This window comes from Clostridium sp. 2218st1_F5_2218SCRN_220325, assembly GCF_039062665.1.
In the GTDB taxonomy this organism is placed as follows: Bacteria; Bacillota; Clostridia; order Peptostreptococcales; family Peptostreptococcaceae; genus Intestinibacter.
In genome coordinates, this window is the sequence record NZ_JBCLNH010000006.1 from 87,879 (window position 1) to 111,678 (window position 23,800).

The 23,800-nt window shown below is 27.7% G+C and carries 24 protein-coding genes and 1 riboswitch; of the genes, 20 read left to right on the top strand and 4 right to left on the bottom strand.

Features of this window, described 5'->3' with window-relative positions:
- Positions 1-5 precede the first annotated feature (5 nt).
- The 3 genes from sbcD to ABCM86_RS05405 all read left to right on the top strand — a co-directional run bounded on the left by sbcD (position 6) and on the right by ABCM86_RS05405 (position 6,895).
- Positions 6-1,205 carry an exonuclease subunit SbcD gene (gene sbcD / locus ABCM86_RS05395; protein ID WP_295574877.1) on the top strand — a complete coding sequence of 400 codons (1,200 nt, stop codon included), beginning with the start codon at positions 6-8 and terminating at the stop codon, positions 1,203-1,205.
- Positions 1,202-4,732: an AAA family ATPase gene (locus tag ABCM86_RS05400; RefSeq protein ID WP_343003662.1), complete on the top strand. Its 3,531-nt coding sequence runs from the start codon at positions 1,202-1,204 to the stop codon at positions 4,730-4,732. Before sbcD ends, ABCM86_RS05400 begins: the two co-directional genes overlap by 4 nt.
- A 912-nt stretch (positions 4,733-5,644) precedes the next feature.
- Complete coding sequence (locus ABCM86_RS05405) at positions 5,645-6,895, top strand: hemolysin family protein (protein WP_207743865.1); 1,251 nt, start codon at positions 5,645-5,647, stop codon at positions 6,893-6,895.
- 49 nt (positions 6,896-6,944) lie between these two features.
- Here ABCM86_RS05405 and yfcE read toward each other — a convergent pair whose 3' ends face one another.
- Both yfcE and ABCM86_RS05415 read right to left on the bottom strand, forming a co-directional pair.
- Positions 6,945-7,511 carry a phosphodiesterase gene (yfcE, locus tag ABCM86_RS05410; RefSeq protein WP_195931243.1) on the bottom strand — a complete coding sequence of 189 codons (567 nt, stop codon included), beginning with the start codon at positions 7,509-7,511 and terminating at the stop codon, positions 6,945-6,947.
- 34 nt (positions 7,512-7,545) lie between these two features.
- Positions 7,546-8,346 (bottom strand): NAD(+)/NADH kinase, encoded by an 801-nt coding sequence (locus ABCM86_RS05415; protein ID WP_195931245.1) that lies wholly within the window; start codon positions 8,344-8,346, stop codon positions 7,546-7,548.
- A 198-nt stretch (positions 8,347-8,544) separates the two neighbouring features.
- On the opposite strand from ABCM86_RS05415, the gene ABCM86_RS05420 reads away from it, so the two are divergent.
- The 6 genes from ABCM86_RS05420 (at position 8,545) to ABCM86_RS05445 (ending at position 14,419) form a co-directional block, all read left to right on the top strand.
- A complete protein-coding gene (locus ABCM86_RS05420) occupies positions 8,545-9,039 on the top strand; it encodes a YbaK/EbsC family protein (RefSeq protein ID WP_195931258.1) in 495 nt (164 codons plus the stop codon).
- Positions 9,040-9,208: 169 nt separating this feature from the next.
- A complete protein-coding gene (locus ABCM86_RS05425) occupies positions 9,209-10,120 on the top strand; it encodes an RluA family pseudouridine synthase (protein WP_330593232.1) in 912 nt (303 codons plus the stop codon).
- Between the two features lie 14 nt (positions 10,121-10,134).
- On the top strand, positions 10,135-11,139 hold the full coding sequence (locus tag ABCM86_RS05430; protein WP_343003663.1) for a nucleoid-associated protein: 1,005 nt from the start codon (positions 10,135-10,137) through the stop codon (positions 11,137-11,139).
- Positions 11,140-11,225: 86 nt separating this feature from the next.
- Positions 11,226-11,403, top strand: a riboswitch (cobalamin riboswitch).
- Between the two features lie 301 nt (positions 11,404-11,704).
- Positions 11,705-12,619 carry an ABC transporter substrate-binding protein gene (locus ABCM86_RS05435; RefSeq protein ID WP_195931249.1) on the top strand — a complete coding sequence of 305 codons (915 nt, stop codon included), beginning with the start codon at positions 11,705-11,707 and terminating at the stop codon, positions 12,617-12,619.
- On the top strand, positions 12,600-13,625 hold the full coding sequence (locus tag ABCM86_RS05440) for an iron ABC transporter permease (protein WP_195931251.1): 1,026 nt from the start codon (positions 12,600-12,602) through the stop codon (positions 13,623-13,625). The genes ABCM86_RS05435 and ABCM86_RS05440 overlap by 20 nt, the downstream gene beginning before the upstream one ends.
- A 5-nt stretch (positions 13,626-13,630) precedes the next feature.
- Positions 13,631-14,419: an ABC transporter ATP-binding protein gene (locus tag ABCM86_RS05445; RefSeq protein WP_343003664.1), complete on the top strand. Its 789-nt coding sequence runs from the start codon at positions 13,631-13,633 to the stop codon at positions 14,417-14,419.
- Positions 14,420-14,507: 88 nt separating this feature from the next.
- Here the strand turns inward: ABCM86_RS05445 and ABCM86_RS05450 are convergent, their stop codons facing one another.
- Both ABCM86_RS05450 and acpP read right to left on the bottom strand, forming a co-directional pair.
- Positions 14,508-15,263 carry an alpha/beta hydrolase-fold protein gene (locus tag ABCM86_RS05450; RefSeq protein ID WP_195931254.1) on the bottom strand — a complete coding sequence of 252 codons (756 nt, stop codon included), beginning with the start codon at positions 15,261-15,263 and terminating at the stop codon, positions 14,508-14,510.
- Positions 15,264-15,564: 301 nt separating this feature from the next.
- Positions 15,565-15,792 carry an acyl carrier protein gene (gene acpP, locus ABCM86_RS05455; RefSeq protein WP_295677763.1) on the bottom strand — a complete coding sequence of 76 codons (228 nt, stop codon included), beginning with the start codon at positions 15,790-15,792 and terminating at the stop codon, positions 15,565-15,567.
- A gap of 279 nt (positions 15,793-16,071) precedes the next feature.
- Here acpP and ABCM86_RS05460 point away from each other — a divergent pair, with 279 nt between their 5' ends.
- The 11 genes from ABCM86_RS05460 (at position 16,072) to ABCM86_RS05510 (ending at position 23,760) form a co-directional block, all read left to right on the top strand.
- A complete protein-coding gene (locus tag ABCM86_RS05460; RefSeq protein WP_195931640.1) occupies positions 16,072-16,278 on the top strand; it encodes a hypothetical protein in 207 nt (68 codons plus the stop codon).
- A 303-nt stretch (positions 16,279-16,581) separates the two neighbouring features.
- A complete protein-coding gene (locus ABCM86_RS05465) occupies positions 16,582-17,250 on the top strand; it encodes a GDSL-type esterase/lipase family protein (protein WP_295677805.1) in 669 nt (222 codons plus the stop codon).
- A gap of 26 nt (positions 17,251-17,276) precedes the next feature.
- On the top strand, positions 17,277-17,750 hold the full coding sequence (locus tag ABCM86_RS05470) for a DUF4358 domain-containing protein (RefSeq protein ID WP_207743888.1): 474 nt from the start codon (positions 17,277-17,279) through the stop codon (positions 17,748-17,750).
- Between the two features lie 15 nt (positions 17,751-17,765).
- Positions 17,766-19,172: an MBOAT family O-acyltransferase gene (locus tag ABCM86_RS05475; protein ID WP_295762454.1), complete on the top strand. Its 1,407-nt coding sequence runs from the start codon at positions 17,766-17,768 to the stop codon at positions 19,170-19,172.
- A 14-nt stretch (positions 19,173-19,186) separates the two neighbouring features.
- On the top strand, positions 19,187-20,401 hold the full coding sequence (locus tag ABCM86_RS05480; RefSeq protein WP_343003665.1) for a DHHW family protein: 1,215 nt from the start codon (positions 19,187-19,189) through the stop codon (positions 20,399-20,401).
- Positions 20,402-20,510: 109 nt separating this feature from the next.
- The gene (locus tag ABCM86_RS05485; protein WP_195931637.1) at positions 20,511-20,708 is read left to right on the top strand and encodes a hypothetical protein; all 198 of its coding nucleotides are present in this window, start codon (positions 20,511-20,513) and stop codon (positions 20,706-20,708) included.
- A gap of 165 nt (positions 20,709-20,873) precedes the next feature.
- Positions 20,874-21,095, top strand: coding sequence for a hypothetical protein (locus tag ABCM86_RS05490; RefSeq protein ID WP_295762243.1), 222 nt, complete (start codon positions 20,874-20,876; stop codon positions 21,093-21,095).
- Positions 21,096-21,196: 101 nt separating this feature from the next.
- Complete coding sequence (locus ABCM86_RS05495; RefSeq protein WP_195931635.1) at positions 21,197-21,373, top strand: hypothetical protein; 177 nt, start codon at positions 21,197-21,199, stop codon at positions 21,371-21,373.
- A gap of 24 nt (positions 21,374-21,397) precedes the next feature.
- Positions 21,398-21,601, top strand: a complete 204-nt coding sequence (locus ABCM86_RS05500; RefSeq protein ID WP_195931634.1) for a hypothetical protein — start codon at positions 21,398-21,400, stop codon at positions 21,599-21,601.
- 429 nt (positions 21,602-22,030) lie between these two features.
- Positions 22,031-23,044: a LacI family DNA-binding transcriptional regulator gene (locus ABCM86_RS05505; protein ID WP_195930133.1), complete on the top strand. Its 1,014-nt coding sequence runs from the start codon at positions 22,031-22,033 to the stop codon at positions 23,042-23,044.
- Positions 23,045-23,265: 221 nt separating this feature from the next.
- Positions 23,266-23,760 carry an acyl-CoA thioester hydrolase/BAAT C-terminal domain-containing protein gene (locus ABCM86_RS05510; RefSeq protein WP_343003666.1) on the top strand — a complete coding sequence of 165 codons (495 nt, stop codon included), beginning with the start codon at positions 23,266-23,268 and terminating at the stop codon, positions 23,758-23,760.
- Positions 23,761-23,800: the final 40 nt, after the last annotated feature.

Below are 23,800 nucleotides of genomic sequence, written 5' to 3' on the forward strand. Positions count from 1 at the left end.
AAACGATGAGATTTATTCATACATCAGATTGGCACTTGGGAAAAACATTAGAGGGAAATAGTAGACTAGAAGAACAAGAGATGTTTTTAAATGATTTTGTAAATATAGTCGAAGAAAATAATATAGATATGGTAATAATAGCTGGAGATATTTATGATACATCAAATCCTCCAGCTGCTGCTGAAAAATTATTTTATAAAACTGCATGCAGATTAGCTGATGATGGGAATAGATGCGTTATAGTCATTTCTGGAAATCATGATAATCCAGAGAGATTATCGGCGATTACACCTTTAGCAGAAGAAATGGGCATATTAGTATTTGGATATCCACTTAGCAAAACTAATAAAGCTAAATATAAAGGTTTTGAAATAACTGAAGCATTAGAAGGGTGTACAAAATTTGATTTTAAGGGTGAAAAAGTAACTTTAATTACTCTTCCTTATCCAAGTGAAAAAAGGCTAAATGAAGTTATAAAAGGAGATACTGATAGAGAGCAGCAGATATCATATAGTAAAAAAGTAGGTGATTTATTTAGAAAATTAGAGCAAAACTTTGAAGAAGGTAGTATAAATATAGCTACAAGTCATCTATTTGTTGTTGGAGGTGAATCGACAGATTCTGAAAGACCGATAGAGTTAGGTGGAAGTCTTCTTGTTCAAAAAAATGACTTACCACAAAACTCACAATATACAGCACTAGGTCATCTACATAAGCCTCAAAAAGCATCAGAGAGATTACATGCATATTATAGTGGTTCTCCAATTCAATACAGTAAAAGTGAAAGAGTATACTCAAAGGGTGCTAAAATAGTAGAAGTTCATCCAGGACAAGACGCTATAATAGAAGATATTTATTTTAAAAATTATAAACCTATAGAAGTATTTAAATGTAAAGGAATAGAAGAAGCAATAAATATATGCGAAGAAAATAAAGACAGAAATATATGGTCTTATTTTGAAATAGTTACTGACGAAGTAATAAATCAAAAGAATATAAAAACAATGAAATCTCTATTAAAAGATATTATAGAAATAAAACCTATAATAAATCAGAAGTTTGAGTATGAACATGTAGATATGAGAGAAAAAACGATGAAAGAATTATTTATCGAATACTATAAATTTAGAAACAAAGTAGAGCCAAAAGGTGAATTATTAGATTTATTTTTAAACATAGTTGAAAAAGAGGGTGACAATAATTGAGACCAATTAGATTGGAGATAAGTGGATTAAATAGTTATATAGAAAAACAAGTTATTGATTTTAGCGAGTTAACATCGAGAGGTCTATTTGGTATATTTGGAAAGACTGGTAGCGGAAAATCCACTATACTAGATGCTATAACTATAGCTATGTATGGAAATATATCTAGAGATACTAAAGAGTATATAAATACATCGTGCAATAGCGCTAAAATAAAATATATATTTGAAATAGGCAATAAACACAATAAAAGAAAATACTGTGTTGAGAGAATATTAAATAAAAACAAATCAGGAAGTGCTAATTCATATAGGGCTATATTGACTGAAATTCATATGGATGGCAAAGAAACTGTTATAGCAGAGCAAAAAACTAATGTAGATAAAGCTATTATAGATATAGTAGGTCTTACAGCATCTGATTTTACAAGATCAGTTGTTTTGCCACAAGGTAAATTTAGTGAGTTTTTACAATTAGACGACAGTAAAAGACGTGAAATGCTTGAAAGAATTTTCAATCTTGAAAAATACGGTAAAGTTCTTACAGATAAAATAAAAGGCAATAGAGATAATAAAAAGATAGAAATAGACAAACTAGAAAGCAACCTTTTACAATATGATGGAACTACACAAGAGATATTTGATGAAACGTATGAAAAACTTACACAGTTACAAGCTACATCTAGAAGTATGAGACAAGAGTTAGAAGATACTGAAAAAACATACAATCAATATAAAGAAACTATAGGATATCAACAGTCATTAGAAGATAAAGAAAATAAAAAGAGAAAGCTAGATGAAAAAGAGCCAAAAATAAATGAAAATAGAGTTAAAGTAGAGCGTTCTGGTCATGCAAAGATAGTAAACCCACATATAAAAAATGTGCAGGAATTTGAAAAATCTATAGAAGAGTATAGTATGGAATTAGCCACTTTAGAACATGATTTTACATCATTAAATAGAGAGTATGAGTCTACTAAACTGAAATATGAACATGCACAAAAAGAAAAAGATACTAAATTAGAAGGACTAATTTCTAGCAAACAGAGATTTGAAAGTGCAATAAAAATAGAAGAAAAAATAAAAGAAATAATAGAAGAAATAGATGATTTAAAATCTAAAATCTATGATTTTGAAAAAGAAAAAACTACTTTAATAAAAGAAATTAATGGGTTAGATGAAGAAAATAATAAAGTAAATAACTCTATAAAAGAAAATGAAGCTAAAATAGCTGAACTTAGAACGAGTGAAGACTTTAAAGAAAAAGTATACAAGGCGTTTGAGATAGAAAAAGAATATTTGAGAGTTAAAAAAGACCTTGAGGAAAATAGAAAATATATTCCAGAGTTGACAAAAGAGCTTGAAACATTAAAAAGTAATTTTAGATATGCAGAAAACTCTACAAAAGAAGTAAATACAGAGCTTAAAAATATTAATGATAAGTACTCAATATTACTATCAAAATCACCTGGAACTAATGATGAGGTTGTGCTTATGTCCACTAAACTTTCATCATTAAAATCACTTTATGAAGCTACAAAACAAAATGAAACAAAATTAAACTCATTACAAGATAAGCTTAATAAAGATAAAGAAGAAAAATTTAAGTTAGATAGAAATGTAAAGAATTTAGAACAACAACTTGAAAGATATAAAAATGAAAAAAATAGATTAGAAAAAAATCTAAATGAAGAAAAGTTTTTAAATTTGGCAAATGAATTGAGAAGCGAACTACAAGATGGGTGTCCATGCCCAGTATGTGGTTCAACTCATCACCCAAATATAGATAAAATAAATAATAATGACAAAATTTTATATATAGAAAGTCAAATTAAAAAAATAGATGAGAAGATAAGTTATGCAACAAAAGACTATGATGAATCTATACGTTCTCAAAGTCAATTATTGAGTACAATAAGTATAACAGAGCAATCAATAGCAGAGATAAAGCAAGAAATTGGGGATTCAAACTCATATGAGATTGATGAAGAATTCAATAAACTCTCAAAAGAAGTTATTTCGCTTAGAGAGAAGATTGCTGATTGGACTAAAAATAAAGAAGATTTAGAAGAAGAGATCAAAGAATTAGAGAAGAGTAAAAATAAAAAAGAAAAAGAAGAAATAGAATTAAGTAAAGATATTTTAAATAAGACTGAAAATCTAAATGCAATCAAAGAAAATGTAGAAAAAATAACTAAACAATATGATTCTATAAAAACAGAGTATTTATATTTAAGTTCTAGCTTAAAAATAGATGACTTAAAGTCAAAGGTAGAAGAAATAAATAAAAATTCTAGAATTGTTGAACAAATAGAAGAAGAAAATTCTTCACTAAAGCTTAAAAAAGAAGAAATAGATTCTAATTTAAACCAAAAAAGAAATACTTTTATAGAATTAGATAAAAATATATCTAGTTTAAATAAAGAAAATGAAAGCAATCAAAGAGATAAGGTTGAAAAAGAAACTGAATTTAATTTAATAACTAAGGGGCAAAACCCAAAACATCTTTTAAATAATATAATTGATGAAATAGATAGCATAACTTCGACAGAAGCTAAACTTAGAGTTGAAGTAGAAGAAGAAAAATATGCAACTGAAAAATTAAAATCAAAAATAAGCCAAGTAAAAGGTAAGCTTGAAGAGTCAAAAGACAAGTATAAATCATCTAAAGAAAATCTAAAAGAGTTATTATTTGAATACAAATTTGAAAGTATTTATGCAGTTAAAAATGCTCTAATAGATGAAACTGAAAGAGAAAAATTAAAAGATGAGATAGAGTTCTTTGAAAAAGAAGAAAAAACTCTTTCGGCTGAAATAAAAACATTAAAAGAAAAACTAGATAAAAAGACAGTAAATTTAGATGAGTTTTTAAATCTTGAAAAAAATAAATATAAATTAGCACATGATATTGATGAAATAACAAAAGAAATAGGTGCAAAACAAAATGAAGTTATGACATTAGAAAAGAACTTAAAAAAGGTTAAAGAACTTCAAAAGCAATTAGATGAATCTGAACATAAATTAGAATTATTAAAAGAAATAGAAAAATTATTGCAAGGAAAAAGATTTGTAGAGTTTGTAGCTAAAAATCAACTTGAGTACATAGTCATAGAGGCATCTAAAAGACTTGATATAATGACGAAAGGTAGATATGTACTAGAGATAGACGATAATCTTAATTTTGTTATAAGAGATAATTATAATGGTGGGTTGAGGAGAAGTATCAAAACTTTATCTGGAGGAGAAACTTTCTTGACATCATTAGCATTGGCGCTTGCACTATCTTCACAAATTCAATTAAAGGGAAGTGCGCCGTTAGAATTCTTCTTCTTAGATGAAGGATTTGGATCTTTGGACAATGAGCTTTTAGATATTGTTATGGAATCATTAGAAAAACTTCACAGCGAACAGTTAAGCGTAGGTATTATAAGTCATGTTGAAGAACTTAAAAATAGAGTACCAGTTAAACTTATTGTAACTCCTAATGATGGAGGAAATGGCTCAAAGATAAATATTGAATATAGTTAAAATAAATTTAAAAAGCATCTATAGTAAAAATAAAACTATAGATGCTTTTTGTTATATATGGTGAAGACTTAAAATTAACTTATAATAAATATTTATTTAAATTTTTATATCAAAATTTATCAAAATAATGCGATAAAAGAGTAGATTTAAAAATTTAAGTAGATTAAATGAAAATAATGTTGAAATTTAATTAATAAAAAAAGAGGCACCTACAAGGGGGAAAAAATTGTAGATGCCTTAAAATATATACTTATTAGGGGGAGAGATATATATAATTTCCGCTCTCATATATAAGTGTTGCCTAAACTTCAAGTATATATACATGTTTTTTATAATTTTTTTGAAAAATTAAAAATCGTTCATCTCATATCAACAAGAGGTTTCAAGAAAAATATTTAAATTTTTCTTAATATAATATATGTTTTAAACTACAATATGACACAAAAAAAGACAAAAAACGAGCATATTTTTTTAAAAATATAAAATGAATCGAATTAATAAAAAATATGTATATTTATCTTGAGTTATATAATTATTAATAATCTTGAGTTTATACTTAAATATAGTTTGTATTTTGTCAGAAATAATATTTATTATAATTTGCTTGTCCTAAATTAAATTTATAAATCTAGTCTAAAATTTATATTTAACAATATAGTATAATTATAAAGCTATATAAATTTAAGATATAAGATTTTAATTAAAATTATGATTTCCAATTATAGTAATTTATAGTTTATAGTTAATTTTAATTATTTTTTAATAATAAATTCAAATAATATAATTATAATTAGATAAGATAATTTTAAAAATGTTTTTTAGGTAAAGTTTTAACTATATTTTCAAATTAGTTTTTTTTATGCTATAATTAGTACTAATATAAAATTTACGAAATTAGGAGAGTGGTAAAGGTTGGGTTCGACCGAAAATATATTACAAATAGGTTTATTAATAGTTTTACTGTTGGGATCAGGATTTTTCTCAGCATCTGAGACATCATTAATGTCTCTTAGCAAAATTAGAATTAGGTATATGGAAGAAGAGGGTGTAAAAGGTGCTAAATTAGTATCTTCACTTATTGAAAAATCAAGTGATTTACTTAGTTCAATTTTAGTAGGAAACAACGTGGTAAATATAGCTGCAACATCTGTTTCAACATCTTTATTTATAAATATATTTGGAGATGGAGGAGTTGCTATAGCTACAGCTGTAATGACAGTACTTGTTTTAATTTTTGGAGAAATAACACCAAAAACTATCGCAGCAAATAGCCCAGAAAAAATAGCAGTTATAGTATCTAAACCAATTAGTATAATAATGAAAATTACAAAACCGATAGTTTGGGTATTTAATCTTTTAACAGGTATTATCTTTAAAATTATGGGAATAGAAAATGACGGAGTTAAACCATTTATAACAGAAGAAGAATTAAAAGCTATGGTAAATGTGAGTCATGAAGAAGGCGTTTTAGAAATTGAAGAACGCGAAATAATAAATAATGTATTCCAATTTGGAGATATGCAAGCAAAAGAAGCTATGATTCAAAGATTAGATATGGTAGCTGTAAATATAGAAGATAGTTACGATGAAATAATAGAATTATTTAAAAGTGAAAAGTTAAGTAGATTACCTGTATATCAAGAGAGTATAGATGATATAGTGGGAATATTAAATATAAAAGATATTATTTTCTTAAGTGATGAGGAAATACAAAACTTTAATATAAAAAATTACGTTAGAGAAGCATTTTTTACTTACGAATTTAAAAAGATAACTCAACTTCTTGAGGAAATGAAAAAAGAAAAGAGTCAAATGGCTATAGTTGTAGATGAGTACGGTGGTACAGCTGGACTTCTTACAATAGAAGACTTAGTCGAAGTAATCGTTGGGGATATAGACGATGAATACGACGAGGAAGAAGAGGAAATTGTAAAAGTAAGTGATAATGAATATTTAGTTGAAGGTAGTACAAAAATATCAGATGTAAATGAGCAAATTGGAATAAACTTTGAATCAGATGAATTTGATTCTATAGGAGGATTTATAATCGGATATTTAAAACGTATACCTGAAGAAAATGAATTAATCGAAGTTGGAAATGTTAAATTTAGCGTTGAAAGTATCGATAAAAATAGAATAAACAAAATTAGAATATTTGTATAAAAAAATTGCTAGATATAATCTAGCAATTTTTTTATTCTAGCGAATTTTTTTATAATTCTATAATTTCACCAGTAGTTATATCTACTAAATTGATATCCATATCTACTTGGTGATTGTTGCCTTCGATAGGCTCGATTTCTATTATAGCTACAGAATGGCTTCCATCTTTAGGTATAGATGTACTTCCTGGATTTAGAACTACTAAATCTTCATCCATATATAATTCTTTTACATGAGTATGTCCTAAGATTAATACATTGGCTTCTTTAGCTTTGGCTCTTTTTATAATTTCTTCTTTTGGCTCTAGATATCCGTGATCTAATAAGAATGTTACTCTACCAACTTCAGTTAAAACATATCCATCTTCAATAGGATGTTTTATAACCATTTGGTCTACATCAGCATCACAATTTCCTCTAACTATTATCATATTATCTAGATTGTTTATTTTTTCTATCACACCTTTAGGGTTGTATCCTTCTGGTAAATCATTTCTAGGTCCATGATATAAAACGTCTCCTATATGGAATATTACATCACAGTCCTCTAATAAGTCTAATGCTTTTTCGAAATAAGGTAAGCTACCGTGTGTGTCACTCATTACACCTATTTTCATAGTTATCCTCCTGGAAATATTAAATTTATAAATTTTATAAGAACTTTTCAGTTACTCTGCTCCAAAACTCGTAGTTTGACATTCTAAGTAGTTTTACTTTTAAATCAGATACAAATATAGATATATCTACTATTTGTTTAAATTGATATTCGACTCCGTCAACTACTATTAATATAGAGTCTTCAAATCTATATTCTGGAGCTATTTTTACGATTGAATCTTTTGAACAAATAATGCTAGAAGTAAAACTTCTGTAAGCATTTGTATTTATAGGGGCAAGGGGTGTAATTTGCATTACATTTATACTTGGGTCTATTATACTTCCGCTAGCAGCATAATTATATGCAGTAGATCCTGTTGAAGTTGATACTATTAGACCGTCACCACTAAAATTTTGTACATGGTGGTCATTTATTCCTAAAGATAAATGTATAGTTCTAGATTTATATCCTTTTACAACGACTTCATTTACAGCGAATACATCATTGCAATTAGATTTAGTACAGACAGTTGACTGAAGAACGGGAATTTCTTGAACTATGTAGTCTCCAACTAAATATGATTCAATAAAATGATCTATATCAGATGGAGCAAAGTCTGGGAAGAATCCTAAATGTCCAGTATTTATTCCTAAAATAGGAACTTCTGGAAATTCAAAGTCATGTACCGTCTGTAAAAAAGAACCATCTCCACCTATGGAAATAATAAGTTCAGTTTCAGGGTGAAATTCATCGCAAACTGTAAATCCTGCCTTTTGTAATTTATCTGTCAAAATATCCTTAGTCATTATAGATTTTGGTAAATTATTTGAGTTAATTGTAATAATTCTTTCCATTATCCCACCTCTTTATAAGATGTATTATAACACATATTCTTGTAGACTATAACAATTTAGAATTATTATTATAAATTTAATGTAATTTTAGAAATATATAGTAGATGCAAATAAATGTTAATATTTGTTATATAATGGTATAGGGAAGTGAAATGTATGATATACTATATTGTAAAGACTAAATATAGAGGTGTAAAAATGTCAATAGAAAAAGTTAAGGAATATTTTGCGGAATATGGAAGAGAAGATGACATTTTAGAATTTGACAAATCAAGTGCAACAGTTGAATTAGCAGCACAAGCGGCTAATGTTATACCAGCGAGAATAGCTAAAACTTTATCTTTTAAAAATAAAGAAGGAGACAATGCTATTTTAGTAGTAGTTGCTGGTGATGCTAAAATCGACAATAAAAAATATAAATCAGAATTTGCTACTAAGGCAAAAATGCTAACACCAGAAGAAGTCATTAAATATATTGGACATGCTATAGGTGGAGTTTGTCCATTTGCAATAGAAAATAAAGGTGTAAAAGTGTTTTTAGATGTATCTATGAAGAGGTTTAATACAGTATTTCCCGCTTGTGGAAGTAGCAACTCAGCTATAGAATTAACTTGTGATGAGATGGAAAAATACTCACATTGTGAAAAGTGGGTAGATGTATGCAAATCATATGATGAGACACTATCAGAATAGACATAAAATTAAAATAAAGATTATTTGAATTTAACTACATAAATATCAAAAGGAGTTTCTCATAGAGATACTCCTTTTAATGTTGATTGGATATTTATGGAACAATATTTACCTTCATTATATTTGAAAATTAGTGTAAAATATATATGTTAATAAAAAGGAAGTGGGTGTGAATTTGTTCAAAAAAGAAGATCAAAAATATAATCTTATTTCATATATAAATGAAGATGACGACTTAACACTAAAAGAAATTTTACTAGATAAATTAAATTTCTCAGTTAGATATGCATCTAAATTAAAAAGATTTAAAACAGTTACAGTAAATAAAAACTTCAAAAAATTAGATAAAAAAGTTAAAAAGGGCGACTTAATAGAAGTAGAGATAAAAGAAGATATGGCAAACTTTGCGCCACAAGATTTAAACTTAAATATAATTTATGATGATTTTGATTTAATTATGGTAGATAAACCTCCATTTATGGTAGTTCATCCGACAAAGAGCCACTTTGAAAATACTATGGCAAATGGAGTTACAGACTACATTGTTAAAAAGGGCGAAGATGTCAAAATAAGATTTGTAAATAGACTAGATATGAATACATCTGGATTAGTAATAGTAGCAAAAAATCCATTTGCTCAACATGTATTATCTAGTGAGATGAAAAGCGATGATTTTGAAAAGAAATATATAACAGTAGTAAAAGGAATCATTAAAGACGACGAAAATACTATAAATGAGCCAATTTACAGACCTACAGATGACAGCATAAAGAGAGTTGTAGATCCTAGAGGACAAGAGTCGATTACTCATTACAAAGTATTAGAAAGATTAAATGATGCTACTGTAGTAGAAGTTAAATTAGAAACAGGAAGAACTCACCAAATAAGAGTACACATGGCACATATAGGCCATCCAATTATAGGAGATGAACTATATGGTTATGTTGATGAAAATCTAATAAAAAGACAGGCTCTACATGCATATGGTCTGAAGTTTAAACAACCTAGAACAAAAGAAGTTTTAGCGTTTAAAGCTGAAATTCCTGATGATATGAAGATGCTAATTGAAAAATTAAGATAAAAGGAGAGAAGTAAATGATTATACATAAATCCATAGTACACGTACTAGATAAAAATAGCGATAGTCCTATATTAAATGACTACGAATGTAGAAACAGCTTAGAAGTGGATAAATTTTTCCAAAAAATAATAAACAGAGTTTCAAAAGACGACGATTTAAGAAAAGCTGAATTTAACGATTATAACAATAATATTGTTAAAAACTGTTGTGAGCAAATTATATATGACGAAGATACATTCTTACAAAATTCAAAAGAAATAGCGGCATATTTATTTGAAATTATGAAACAAAGTGAAGAGATGGACTCTTGTGACTTAGCTATTTGTCTATACAGTGTAAAAGATGAAAAAAATGTAGCTATAATGAGATTAGAGTATAAAAAACTTTATACACATTCAATTGAATTTGTAGAAGATAAATTTAATATACAAATAGTATCAAATGAAATTGGAATACCTGAGACAGGGCGTCCAAAACAATGTGCATTAGTAGGTCTTAGTAGTATAAATGATGAATATCATTTTAAACTATTAGATAAAGATGCTGAAAAAGAACAACTAGAAACAAAGTTTGTTACAGCGTTTTTAAATGCTAAAAAAATAGAAGATGATAAATATAAAACAAAAGTATTTAAAACAACAGCAGAAAATTGGATAACAAATGCAATTTCAGATGATATGAAAAAAGCAGAAGATATAAGAAGTATGCTTAATTATACATTAAAAGAAAAAGAAGAAATAAATGTTGAGGAATTTGTTCAAAATAATATAATCGATAAAGATTTAAAAGAAAGTTTCAAAGAACACATGGAAGACAAAGGATTAACTGAAAACTTTTCAGTTGATAAAAAATGGGTTGAAAAGAAACTTAAAAAGAGAAGTATAAAAACAGATAATGGATTTGATATAAAAGCAAATTTATCAGATTTTGAAGACCCTATGAAATATAGTGTTAGAAAAAATGAAAATGGTACATTCGATATAGTAATAAAAAATATATCTTTCTATGAAGAAAAATAATTTTACATAAATTTCATTTTATGGTAGTTATTCGAAGTTGCTTTTTACTCTATTAAAATAATGTTAGATTATGTTATAATTACGTGAAAGCATAAAGGTATAGAGGTTCTAATTTAGATTAATAGGGAAGCTAGGTGAGATTCCTTCGCAGCCCCCGTTACTGTGATGCTGACTATTTATTCGATAACCACTGCTATTTTGCGGGAAGGTGAATAAATGGGATGAAGCTAAGCCAGGAGACCTGCCTTATATACAATAAGAAAATCTTCGGGGTGGAGAATTTTACTTTAAAATAAGAACGGTATTTTAAAAGAAAAACTAACCTTGTGTTAGTTTTTCTTTTTTTGCAAAAGATACATATAATTTATAATTTTGAAAAATAATATCGTAAAAGCATAACAAAATGTTATTGCTTATTTTAAAATTTAGTTACAAAAAAAATTGTAATTCTGCTATAATCATAAAATATATGGAGATTATAGTCAAATTATGGTAAAACCCTGGCTGGATTAATCTTGATATAAGCTTTAAAAATTTTAAAAAAGGTATATGAGGAGGAATTCATATGAAAAAGAAATTATTATCAATTTTACTATGTTTAACACTTATATTTTCTGTTGGGTGTAGTAAAGGCGAAAGCGAAAAAACAATAACTGACAGAGCTGGTAACGAAGTTAAAGTTCCAACAAAAATCGAAAAAATTATATCTACTGCACCATCAAATACAGAAATATTAGTTGGGTTGGGATTAGCTGATAAAATTATAGCAGCAGATACATACTCAGAAGGAATTGAAGGTTTAAGCAAAGACACTAAATTAATGGACTTCCAAAATCCAGATGCAGAAGCAATGGTTGAGTTAGATCCAGATATAGTAATAGCTTCAGGATATAACCAAGTAGGTTCATCAGAAGATCCATATAAATCAGTAAGTGATGCAGGTATACCTGTTGTATATATACCAAGTAGTAGCAGTATAGACGGTATATATAAAGACATAGAGTTCATAGCTGAACTTGTAAATGAAAAAGATAAAGGAAATGAAATAATCGATTCTATGAAAAAAGATGTAGAATCAATAAAAGAAATAGGCAGCAAAATAAAAGATAAAAAGACAGTTTATTTTGAAATAGGTCCAGCACCAACATTATACAGTGTAGGAAAAGACACATTCATAAATGAAATGATACAAATAATAGGTGCAAAAAATATATTTGCAGATAAAGATGCTTGGATATCACCAAGTGAAGAAGCTGTAATAGATGCAAATCCAGATGTTATATTAACTAACGTTAACTATGTAGAAAATCCAACAGAAGAAATAATGAGTAGAACTGGATGGGAAAACATAACTGCAGTAAAAGATAAAGCAGTATATTCTATAGATGCAAACTCATCTTCAAGACCAACACAAAATATAATAAAAGCTTTAAAAGAAATGGCAAAAGCTGTATACCCAGATGAATACAAAGACAAATAGAACAAAGTGTGCAATTAGTATACTTATACTTATATTTATTATTTATATTGGAACTTCCATTGGGAGTTCCAATATTAGTATGTTAGACACTATATCTATAATCGCAAATAAATTGATAAATATACCTCTTAGAGACGGTGTAATGCCAAAGGACGTATCTATTATATGGAAGATTAGGTTGCCTAGGGTTTTATTGGCGTTTTTAGTAGGAGGGTGTTTGGCTACTAGTGGTGCAGTTGTACAATCGATATTAAAAAATCAACTAGCATCACCATATACATTAGGTGTATCATCAGGTGCATCTTTAGGAGCAGGTCTTGTAATTGTAACAGGAGTAACAATTCCTGTAATAGGAGGTTTTACACTTCCGTTTGTTGGATTTATATTTGGACTTTTTACAGTTTATTTAGTTATATTATTTTCTAGTAAAATTGACAAAACCATGTCCAATAATACAATAATATTAGCGGGGATGGTTTTTTCTTTATTTGTCAATGCCTTACTTACAACTTTAACTGCGATGTTTTCAGAAGACTTAAAGAGTATAGCACTTTGGCAAATGGGAAGCTTTGCTATGAGAGGTTGGACATATGTATGGCTTATAATTCCATTTTGCTTAGTCGGTATGATAGGCATACTTAGATACACAAAAGAGATGGATATACTTACTTTTGGAGAAGAACAAGCCCAATCTGTAGGTGTAGATACATCAAAAGTAAAGACAAAACTATTTGTATTTTCAGCAATATTGACAGGAGGAGCAGTATCGCTTAGTGGTACAATTGGATTTGTAGACTTGATAGCTCCTCATGTTGTTAGAAAAATATTTGGATCTAATCATAAATATGTAATACCGATGACATTTATATTTGGAGGATGTTTAATGGTAATTACAGATTTGATTGCAAGAAGTATTTTTGACTCAACTGAATTACCAGTAGGGGCGGTGACTGCTATTATAGGAGCACCATTCTTTGCTTATGTTTATTTTAAAAAGGCGAGTTGATAATTATGTTAGAAATTAAAAATCTTTATAGTGGATATGATGAAAAAGATATATTAAAAGATATAAATTTTAAAGTTAAAAATGGAGAAAATTTATGTATAGTTGGTCCAAATGGATGTGGAAAAAGTACACTTCTAAAATCTATTGCTAATCTCTTAGAATATAGAGGAAGTGTAATGATTGATGGCGAGGAAGTATCATCTATGGATAGAAAAGAATTTGCAAAGAAAGTTGGACTTATGAGCCAAGTTACTCAAATTTATTTTCCATACACAATTTACGATACTGTAGCATTAGGTAGATATGCTTATAGCAAAGGAGCATTTAGTAAATTATCTAAACAAGATGAAAAAATCATATTAGATAGTATAAAAAAAGTCGGACTTTTAGATATAAAAGATAAGCTTATTACTGAACTTTCTGGTGGGCAAATACAAAGAGTTTTCTTGGCTAGAGTATTCGCTCAAGACCCGGATATTATACTACTTGATGAGCCTACAAACCACTTGGACTTAAAAAACCAAATAGATTTATTAGAAAATCTAAAAGAATGGATTAAGGTAAATAATAAAATCGTAGTAGGAGTACTACACGATTTAAATTTAGTTCAATATTTCGCAGATAATGTACTTATGTTGAAAGATGGACAAATAGTAGCTTATGGAGAGCCACAAGAAGTATTAAATAATCCTATCTTAAACGAATTATATGGAATCAATATAAAAGAGTTTATGTTAGATATTTTAAAGAAATGGGATAGACCATCTATTACAAAAAAGCATATAATTAAATAAATATTTTACTAAAAAGACTAGCTCAATAAATTAAGCTAGTCTTTTTTTAGTTGTATATGTTATTAATTTAAAAGATTAGTTTTAAATATTAAAGTAGAAAATCTATAAAAGCAGGCACTTGTTTTTCCCAACTAGCTTCATTATGTTCTCCACCAGGAACTAATCTAGGATAACATATAGCTCCTTTAGATTGAAGTGTATGGCATAACTCTAACATATAAGAAGTAAAGTCAACTAATTTATTATTTTGTTCTAATTCATTACTTCCTATACTCATAAAGAACTTGCTACCCCTTTGAGAGTCGTTTTGTACTGCTTCTGCTATTAATTTATCATAGCAAAATTCAAATGAAGGAGATAAACACGCGCATTTTGAGAATATATGAGAGTATTTAATTCCAGCATATGTTGCCATTAATCCACCTAAAGAGCTTCCACCGATAAGCGTATTTTTTTTATCGGGTTTTGTTCTGTACTCAGAATCAATCATAGGTTTTATTACATTTACCATCCAATTTAAATAAGCATCTCCCTTGCCTTCAATAAACTCACCATTATAATTATCTAAATTATAAGGAGAGTATTCTGAGACTCTCTCATTGCCTTCAAAACTGCATTGAATACCTACGACAATTAATTGTACATTATTAGAATCTAAATATTCTTTCATACCCCATGATTTACCGAAAGCAGCTTCTTCATCAAAGAATAAATTATGCCCATCGAACATATAAAGCACAGGATATTTCTTTCTTCTTTCATTGTAATCATCTGGAAGATAGATGTTTATAACTCTACTACCAGAAAACACACCTTCCATCTCAATATACTTTTTTTCTATCATCAGTAACCACCTCATGTATATTTTAATTTATTATTTAATATACCATAATTTGGAAAATAAATGTATACAAAATATACAGAAAGATAAGTTTATACATATAAAATAGAATATATGACAAAAAATACGAAAATATAACATATAAAAATAGGTATTTTAAGAAATTATGTATTATAAAGTCATCAAAATTGAGATCGAAGGTTTACATATTGATAAATAAAAAATTGTAAAATAAAAAGCTATAGGAAATAAACGTTTATTTTCTATAGCTTATTTTTTAACTTCTGAAATATAGAAGTCTTTATTATTTATTTTCTTCAATGTAATTCACTATATCGCCGATAGTTTTGAATTTTTCAGCGTCTTCTTCAGCAATTTCTATATCATATTTATCTTCTAATGCCATGATTACTTCAACTGCATCTAAAGAATCAGCATTTAAATCATCTTTCAGAGAAGTATCTAAAGTTAACTCATCTAAATCGTCTATGCTTAATTGCTCTGCTATTATGTCTCTTATTTCTTCAAACATTTCATACCTCCAACTGTATTGAATAATTAAATTTTTAATAGTAGTTTAATATAATAGTAATTAATTTTCAATATATATTTAGAAAATAGTAGAATTATTTTTAAATTCTATAAATAGTAATTTTTTTTAATATAATATCCCAAGTTGAATATACTATATAAAAATAAATATATTTTCAATATATATTATGAAAATATAAAAATTTAATAAAAGTAACTTATCAATACAGAAAATCATATATTAAACATAGAAAAACCTTTTTATTTAGGGGGAGAAGCTATGGCAAAATTAGAAGATACTCTTTCAAGATTTTTTGGAGATTGTGGATTTGATTTTAATGGTGGAATTTTAATTATAATTGTTTTAGTATTTTTGTTGTTATGTACAGACTTTTTGGATGATATATTTGACGATGATAATATCTGGATTTGGGTTATATTAATAATTTTACTATTATTTAATTTTGATGATGGATGTTGCTGCTAATAAAATATTTAATAAAAAAGTTAGTTTTTGGTAAAACATCATAAACTAACTTTTTTTACTTTATCATATTGTAAAACAGTGACATATTTGTTACATTATTAGTATTTAATAAAGAAACATAAAATGTTATAATATGTATTGAAATGTAGGATGTTTATAATATTAAGAGGGGGAGTGATTTAAATAAGACTCAAAAAGAAAGTCAAGAGAACTCTAATTGTACTTGGACTTGCAGTTACTGGATTAATTATTACAATTTCTGCAAAGGCTTTAAATGCTCCAGATGCCACAGAAGATCAACAAGTGGCCCAAGGTGTAGAAGCTATAAAACAATTAGAAACTCAAGATGTAGTACAGGTTGAAGAGCAAATAGAAAATATCAAAGCTCAGCATGGAATAAGTGAACAAGTATCAAGTGTAAATACAAATGATACTTCAGCATCAGTAGACTATAAGAAAAAATTTTCGACATCAGTTATAGCTGGCGACTCAAGAGCTGAAGGAATATCTGCCTACGGAGTATTAACTCAAGCCTCTGTAGTTGCACAAAAAGGTAGAAGTCTTTCAACCGCTGTACAAAATGGTGATATAGACACAGCTATAGGAATGTATCCAAAGAATATGTTTTTAACATATGGAATAAACGATGTAGTAGGCGTTCAAAGTAGTGATGCATTTATTAAATTATATGGAGAGGTTATAGAGAAAGTTAAATCTAAATTACCTAACTCAAACATATACGTCTGTTCAATACTACCAGTTACAACAGCCGCAGCGAATAAACAACCAAATCTTAAAAATATAGCTCAATGGAATCAAGATTTAAAACAATTATGTGAAGAAAAAGGCGTAAAATTTATCGATGCTAGTAGCATTATGTCAGAAGGTAACTATGAACCTGATGGTATACATTTCGGAGTTACTTGTATAAAAAAATGGTTAGATTTATTTATACAACAAGCCAACTTATAGGAATCTAGAGAGGGTTAATAATAAAGATGAAATTAAAAAAAACAATAACAACTATCGTATCTGTAGTATGTGCATGTACAATTTTAACTGGATGTACAAAAGTTAACGATAACTTAACAGCAAAAGATATACAAAAATCGATAGAAGAAACAGGGCTTGTCGAAAATATGGAAGAGACAGGTACTAAGGGATTAAAAAGATATTACGGCTTAAATGCAAGCGATTTTGACAGTGTAGTATTATATACTCCTGAATCATCTATGGAAGTAGATGAAATGTTAATTGTAAAAGTAAAAGATAAATCACAAATAGACTCTTTAAAAGACACAATTGACAATAGAGTAAACTCACAACTTCAAAGTTTTGGAAGTTATGGACCACAACAATGCGCGTTATTAAATGACTATGAATTAAAGTCAGAAGGAAAATATGTATTTTTTGCAGTATCAGAGAATGCAGAACAACTAAAAGAAGCTTTTAAAGAGGCAGTAAAACAATAGAGGGAGGCGATTAAAATAGTATTCAGTAGTATTATATTTTTGTTTACATTTTTGCCAATAACATTATTACTATATTATGTTAGCCCTAGAGTATTAAAAAATTCGATTTTATTACTAGCTAGTTTAATTTTCTATGCATGGGGAGAGCCTATATACGTATTTTTAATGATAGGTACAATCTTAATAGATTATTTACTTGCAATTTTAATAGATAGAAATAGAGATGATTACAGTAAGTGTAAATGGATATTTATACTTACTATTATTTTGAACGTAAGTATATTAGGATTTTTTAAATATTTTGGATTTTTCGTTAATAACATAAATAGTATATTTAATTTAAATATTCCTTTTGATGGATTAGCACTTCCAATAGGGATATCGTTCTATACATTCCAAGTATTATCTTATATAGTAGATGTTTACTTAGGAAAAGTTGAAGTACAGTATAATTTAATTAATTTTGCAACATACGTTACAATGTTCCCACAATTAGTTGCGGGACCTATAGTTCAATACCAAACTATAGAAGAACAATTAAATACTCGTCAAGAAAGCGTATTTAAATTTGGAGAAGGTGTTGAAAGATTTATACAAGGTTTAGGAAAGAAAATTTTACTAGCTAATAATATAGGGATGTTATGGACAACTATTTCGTCACTAGAATTATCTTCTATATCTGTCCTTACTGCATGGCTAGGTATAATAGCTTATACTTTCCAAATATACTTCGACTTCAGCGCTTACTCAGACATGGCGATTGGATTAGGAAAAATGTTTGGATTTGAATTTATGGAGAACTTTAACTATCCATATATATCAAAGAGTGTTACTGAGTTTTGGAGAAGATGGCATATATCTCTAGGAACTTGGTTTAGAGAGTATATATACATACCTCTAGGTGGAAATAGAGTTAGTGTACCAAAACAAATTAGAAATATATTTGTAGTTTGGGCGCTTACAGGTTTATGGCATGGAGCGAATTGGAATTTCGTAGTATGGGGATTATACTACGGTATTTTATTGTTAATAGAGAAGTTTGTTTTAAAATCTTTCTTAGAAAAAGTGCCAGACAGCATAAAACATATTTATACAATGTTATTTGTAATAGTAGGATGGTTATTCTTTGCAAGTGAGGATCTTGGATTTGCACTTGATTACTTAAAAATAATGTTCTTTGCATCAGGAAATACAATAGTAGATACAGCAGGAATTTATTATTTATACACTAATATAGTGATGTTTGCGATACTTATAGTATTCTCAACACCTATTATAAAACGTACATTAGAAAGTCTTGCTCAAAAATATAGAGATAAATTAATAAATCCATCATTAGTTATATATGGTTTAGTTTTATTTTTAGTTACAGCTTATTTAGTTAATGAAACTTATAATCCATTCTTATATTTTAGATTTTAAAGGTGGTGGGAAATATGACTGAAGCATATAAAACAAAAAATAGAAATATAAAAAATAGACCTAAAAAGAACAAGCCAAAACATAAACATAAGCTTGGCAAAAAATATTGTATATCACTGTCAGCATTATTTATATGTTATATGGCATTCTTTGTCGTAGTAAATACTTTTGGAGAAAAAAGAAGTTTCTCAGAAACTGAAAATAGAGTACTTCAAACAAAACCTAGTTTTTCAATAGAAAAATTGTTAGAAGGAAGATTTATAAGTAAATATGAAGATTATAAAGTAGACCAATTTTATAATAGAGACTTTTGGAATGATGTAAAAGTAAAAGCAGATAAATTACTACTAAAAAAAGAATCTAATGGAGTTTATTTAGGTAAGGATGGTTATTTATTAGATCAATTTGATAAACCTAATGAAGAAAATGTGGCTAAAAACTTAGAAGCTATAAATACATTTGCTGAAAAATACAAAAATGTAAAACAGTATATGTTGATATCACCAACAGCTGTTAACATACTTGGCTCTAATCTGCCTATGGCAGCACCAGCACAAGATCAGCAAGAGTATATAGATAATTATGCCCAAAAATTAGATTCAAATATAAAATTTGTCGATACTTATACAACATTACTTGAGCATAAAAAAGAAGATATATTCTATAGAAGTGACCATCACTGGACAAGTTTAGGAGCATTTTATTCATATCAAAAACTAGCAGATGTTATGGATTTAAGCAAAAAAGATAGTGATGATTATGATATAGAGTTAGTATCTAATTCTTTTGTAGGTGCATTATCGTCTGAAAGTGGATACAAAACAAAAAAAGACAAGGTAAAAGTATATATACCTAAAGATGAAAACGACAAAGTAGTAGTTAATTATGAAGAAGAACAAAAGAAAACAGCTACTTTATATGAAAGTGAGAAATTAGACGAAAAAGATAAGTATCAAGTATTTTTAGGTGGAAATCATCCACTTGTAAAAATCAATACTGCATCAACAAGTGGCAAAACACTGCTTATTTTTAAAGATTCATATGCAAATAGTTTTGTTCCATTTTTAACATCTCATTTCAGTAAAATTATATTAGTTGACCCAAGATACTATTATGAAGATATAGATGAGCTTATGAAGTCAGAAAATGTAGATGAAGTATTATATCTATATAATGCAAATACATTCTTTAGTGACTCAACTTTAGCGCCAGTATTAAACAACGAATAACATTAAATAACTAAAAATGATAAATTTTGTAACCTTTCGACTTTTATCTGCATAATATTTAGTAAATAAATAATATATTTATTAATATCTAAAAAGGGAGAGGAATATAATGCAAGAACAAAATTTATCAAGATTTTTTGGTGGGGGTTTATTTAATTTCTTTGATGAAGATTTCTTCGGAGGTTTCTTCTTAATAATAATTATATTATTATTAATGGTTGGAGACGACTTAATAGAATGGATAGCATGTAACCCAGAAATGTTAATTTGGATAATAATCTTAGTATTATTATTTAGTTGCTTTTAATTTTTAATTAGCTAATTTTAAACTATCTATATATTAAAAAATAGATTTTTAAGAAATAGGTAACAAATAAATATTTTTATCATAATATATAATAGAGCATAAAGACCTTTATCATTAGAATATGATGGAGGTCTTTTTTGATATATCAATCAAGGAGGGATTTTTATGAATCGTAAATTATCCAGAATGTTTGAATGTATCGGAGGTAGTGGATGGTGGATTATAGTTTTATTTTTCCTATTTTTAGTCTTCCAAGAATGTTTTGTAGATATCTGCTTAAGCGACTGGATACCATTTTTAATTCTACTTCTAATCGTTTGTTCATGCGATTGTGATGATAATGACTGCTACGATAATTACCAAAATGGATACACTTGTGGATGCTAAAAAAACTTAGAGATAAATATTTTAAACATTATCACAAATTAACACTTTTGCATATTATAAGTTAAGAGCAAAAGCTCAAACATCAACAGGAGGTAAAAAAAATGTTAGACAGATTATTTGGAGAAGATGGATTCTTTGGAGCAGGAGCATGGTGGATAATAGTATTATTCTTCTTATTCCTAGCATTTGGAGAAAGCTGGGTAGACATCGACATAATGGCATGGATACCATTCTTAATAATATTATTAATATTATGTAGCTGTGGTGGAATATTATAATTTTAAAATAGGGGGAATAGAAAAATGTTAGATAGATTATTTGGAGAAGGCGGATTCTTTGGAGCAGGAGCATGGTGGATAATAGTATTATTCTTTTTATTCTTAGCATTTGGAGAAACTTGGGTAGATATTGATATAATGGCATGGATACCATTCTTAATATTATTATTAATAGCTTGTTCATGTGGCGGATTCTTCGGTGATGGTATTGGAGGATGTGGCTGCTAGTTTCAAATTGAGATTTTATAGAACATAGTCACTGTATAAAATTTATTTTAGGAGAAGGTTGATTTTAAATTGGCCTTCTTTTTTAATTCTAAGGAAAATTTATTTATATATAAAATATTAAAATAGAGTAATTTATATATAGACCTGTATTTACTAAAATTTCATAATATATACATATTTTTTTGTACATTTACTATTTACGGGATTTTAAAAATAGTATAAATTATTAATATAGGTACATATTTTAAATTATATTAATAAAATAAGTAAAGAAAATAGGATATATATTGTATTCAAATAAATAAACTTTTAAATATCATAAGCATAGATATTGCAAAAAGTATAAATAATATATTTATAAAAATCAAAAAGTATGTTACAATTAATTTTTAATATTATGAAACGAGAATAAAATAAGGAGGAAAAATAATGAAAAATAACGTTACAATAAAAGACGTTGCAAAATTAGCTGGAGTTTCAATATCTACAGTTTCAAGAGTAATAAATGACTCAAAGCCAGTTACGGATGAAGTTAAACAAAGAGTCTTAGATGTAATAAAAGAAACAGGATATGTTCCAAATCCTCTTGCAAGAAGTTTAGTTACTAAGAAAAGTAAGTTATTAGGTGTTATAGTACCAGAAGTATCAGATTCATTCGTAAATGAAATTGTAAATGGTATAGAATGCGTTACAAAAATGTACGGATATGATATATTATTAGCAAATACATATTCTGAGAAAAAGCAAGAGTTAAAGAGTATAGATTTATTAAGAGCAAAACAAGTTGAAGGGATAGTTATGATTTCATGGACGTTAGATGAAGACCATATACAATCAATCAACAATAGTGGTATACCTGCAACTTATATAAGTAAAACAGCTCAAACTTTCGATGTATATACAGTAAGTACTAACAATGAAGATGCTACTTATGATATGACAAAATATCTAATAGATAAAGGACATAAAGATATAGCTCTTATAATGACTAGTGAAGCTGATACTATACTTGAAACAGAAAGAAGAAGAGGATACGAAAGAGCATTAACTGATAATAATATAAATGTAAATCCAGATATAATAAAATATGGAAATACTGATCATGATAGCGGATATAGAGTAATGTCAGACTTATTAGAAGAAGGTATAAAACCTGATGCAGTATTTGTGACAGGTGATGAGGCTGCTATAGGAGCTATAAATGCTATCTTTGATAAAGGTTATAATGTTCCAGAAGATATTTCTGTAGCAGGATTCAACAATACTAAGCTTTCTAAAATGTATCGTCCAAAATTAACTACAGTAGGTCAACCACTTTATGATATGGGAGCTGTAGCTATGAGAATGGTAATAAAAATGATAAATGATGAACCACTTGAAGAAAAGAAATTCGTTTTACCATATGAGATAATTGAAAGAGAAAGTGTAATCGAAAAAAAATAAAAAAGAAAATCCAACAGGCTTAAACTGGTGAATTTTAATTTTTTAAAATAACGGCATAATTTACAGCAATGTAACTTATGCCGTTTTTTAATTCTAAGGAAATTATATCCATCTTAATAATGTATGAGATGAGAATCGCTCTCACTATGTGATATAATTGGCAAGGGTTTATGCAAGGTAAAAAAGACGGATGCAAAGAATGGCCTATAGAAGGTGAGTCATTGTTTTCTTATAGGGGTGAAGCATTGCCTTATATGCCTTTTGCTTACAAACATCCTGATTATTGGAAACTTATAAAATCAGAAAGTAAACGAACTGGAGATATGATTAATTCATGGAAATTATTTGATGATTCGGAAAAAGCTCATCCACTTAAGGAAGAAGAAATGATTAAGGTTGAAAATATAAAGGGAGATCTTCTACTTATAGGAGCATCTGATGATGTTTTGTGGGATACTGTTAGGTATATCAGACGTATGGAAGAAAGGCTAAAAAATACAAATCATGAGTGTAATGTTATAGTTGCAACTTACGAGCATGGTACACATTTTATATTTCCAGAAAGCATGCTTAAAAAAATGATTCCGGTCTTTTCTGGCACATTTGTCAAATTAGCATTTAAAGAAGCGAGAAAGTATCCTGATGAGTGTAAAAAAACACGCATAGATATCGACAAAAAAGTCAGAAAAGCAATCGAAAAATGGAAAGAAAGATAAATACATAAAATAAAAAATTAATAGGCAATAGCTCTTTTTA

Coding starts and splice junctions, on each gene's coding strand:
- sbcD (WP_295574877.1), top strand. CDS start 6: ATGAGATTTATTCATACATCAGATTGGCACTTGGGAAAAACATTAGAG.
- yfcE (WP_195931243.1), bottom strand. CDS start 7,511: ATGAAAATAGGTGTAATGAGTGACACACACGGTAGCTTACCTTATTTC.
- ABCM86_RS05415 (WP_195931245.1), bottom strand. CDS start 8,346: ATGGAAAGAATTATTACAATTAACTCAAATAATTTACCAAAATCTATA.
- ABCM86_RS05420 (WP_195931258.1), top strand. CDS start 8,545: ATGTCAATAGAAAAAGTTAAGGAATATTTTGCGGAATATGGAAGAGAA.
- ABCM86_RS05430 (WP_343003663.1), top strand. CDS start 10,135: ATGATTATACATAAATCCATAGTACACGTACTAGATAAAAATAGCGAT.
- ABCM86_RS05435 (WP_195931249.1), top strand. CDS start 11,705: ATGAAAAAGAAATTATTATCAATTTTACTATGTTTAACACTTATATTT.
- ABCM86_RS05440 (WP_195931251.1), top strand. CDS start 12,600: ATGAATACAAAGACAAATAGAACAAAGTGTGCAATTAGTATACTTATA.
- ABCM86_RS05445 (WP_343003664.1), top strand. CDS start 13,631: ATGTTAGAAATTAAAAATCTTTATAGTGGATATGATGAAAAAGATATA.
- ABCM86_RS05450 (WP_195931254.1), bottom strand. CDS start 15,263: ATGATAGAAAAAAAGTATATTGAGATGGAAGGTGTGTTTTCTGGTAGT.
- acpP (WP_295677763.1), bottom strand. CDS start 15,792: ATGTTTGAAGAAATAAGAGACATAATAGCAGAGCAATTAAGCATAGAC.
- ABCM86_RS05460 (WP_195931640.1), top strand. CDS start 16,072: ATGGCAAAATTAGAAGATACTCTTTCAAGATTTTTTGGAGATTGTGGA.
- ABCM86_RS05470 (WP_207743888.1), top strand. CDS start 17,277: ATGAAATTAAAAAAAACAATAACAACTATCGTATCTGTAGTATGTGCA.
- ABCM86_RS05480 (WP_343003665.1), top strand. CDS start 19,187: ATGACTGAAGCATATAAAACAAAAAATAGAAATATAAAAAATAGACCT.
- ABCM86_RS05485 (WP_195931637.1), top strand. CDS start 20,511: ATGCAAGAACAAAATTTATCAAGATTTTTTGGTGGGGGTTTATTTAAT.
- ABCM86_RS05490 (WP_295762243.1), top strand. CDS start 20,874: ATGAATCGTAAATTATCCAGAATGTTTGAATGTATCGGAGGTAGTGGA.
- ABCM86_RS05495 (WP_195931635.1), top strand. CDS start 21,197: ATGTTAGACAGATTATTTGGAGAAGATGGATTCTTTGGAGCAGGAGCA.
- ABCM86_RS05500 (WP_195931634.1), top strand. CDS start 21,398: ATGTTAGATAGATTATTTGGAGAAGGCGGATTCTTTGGAGCAGGAGCA.
- ABCM86_RS05505 (WP_195930133.1), top strand. CDS start 22,031: ATGAAAAATAACGTTACAATAAAAGACGTTGCAAAATTAGCTGGAGTT.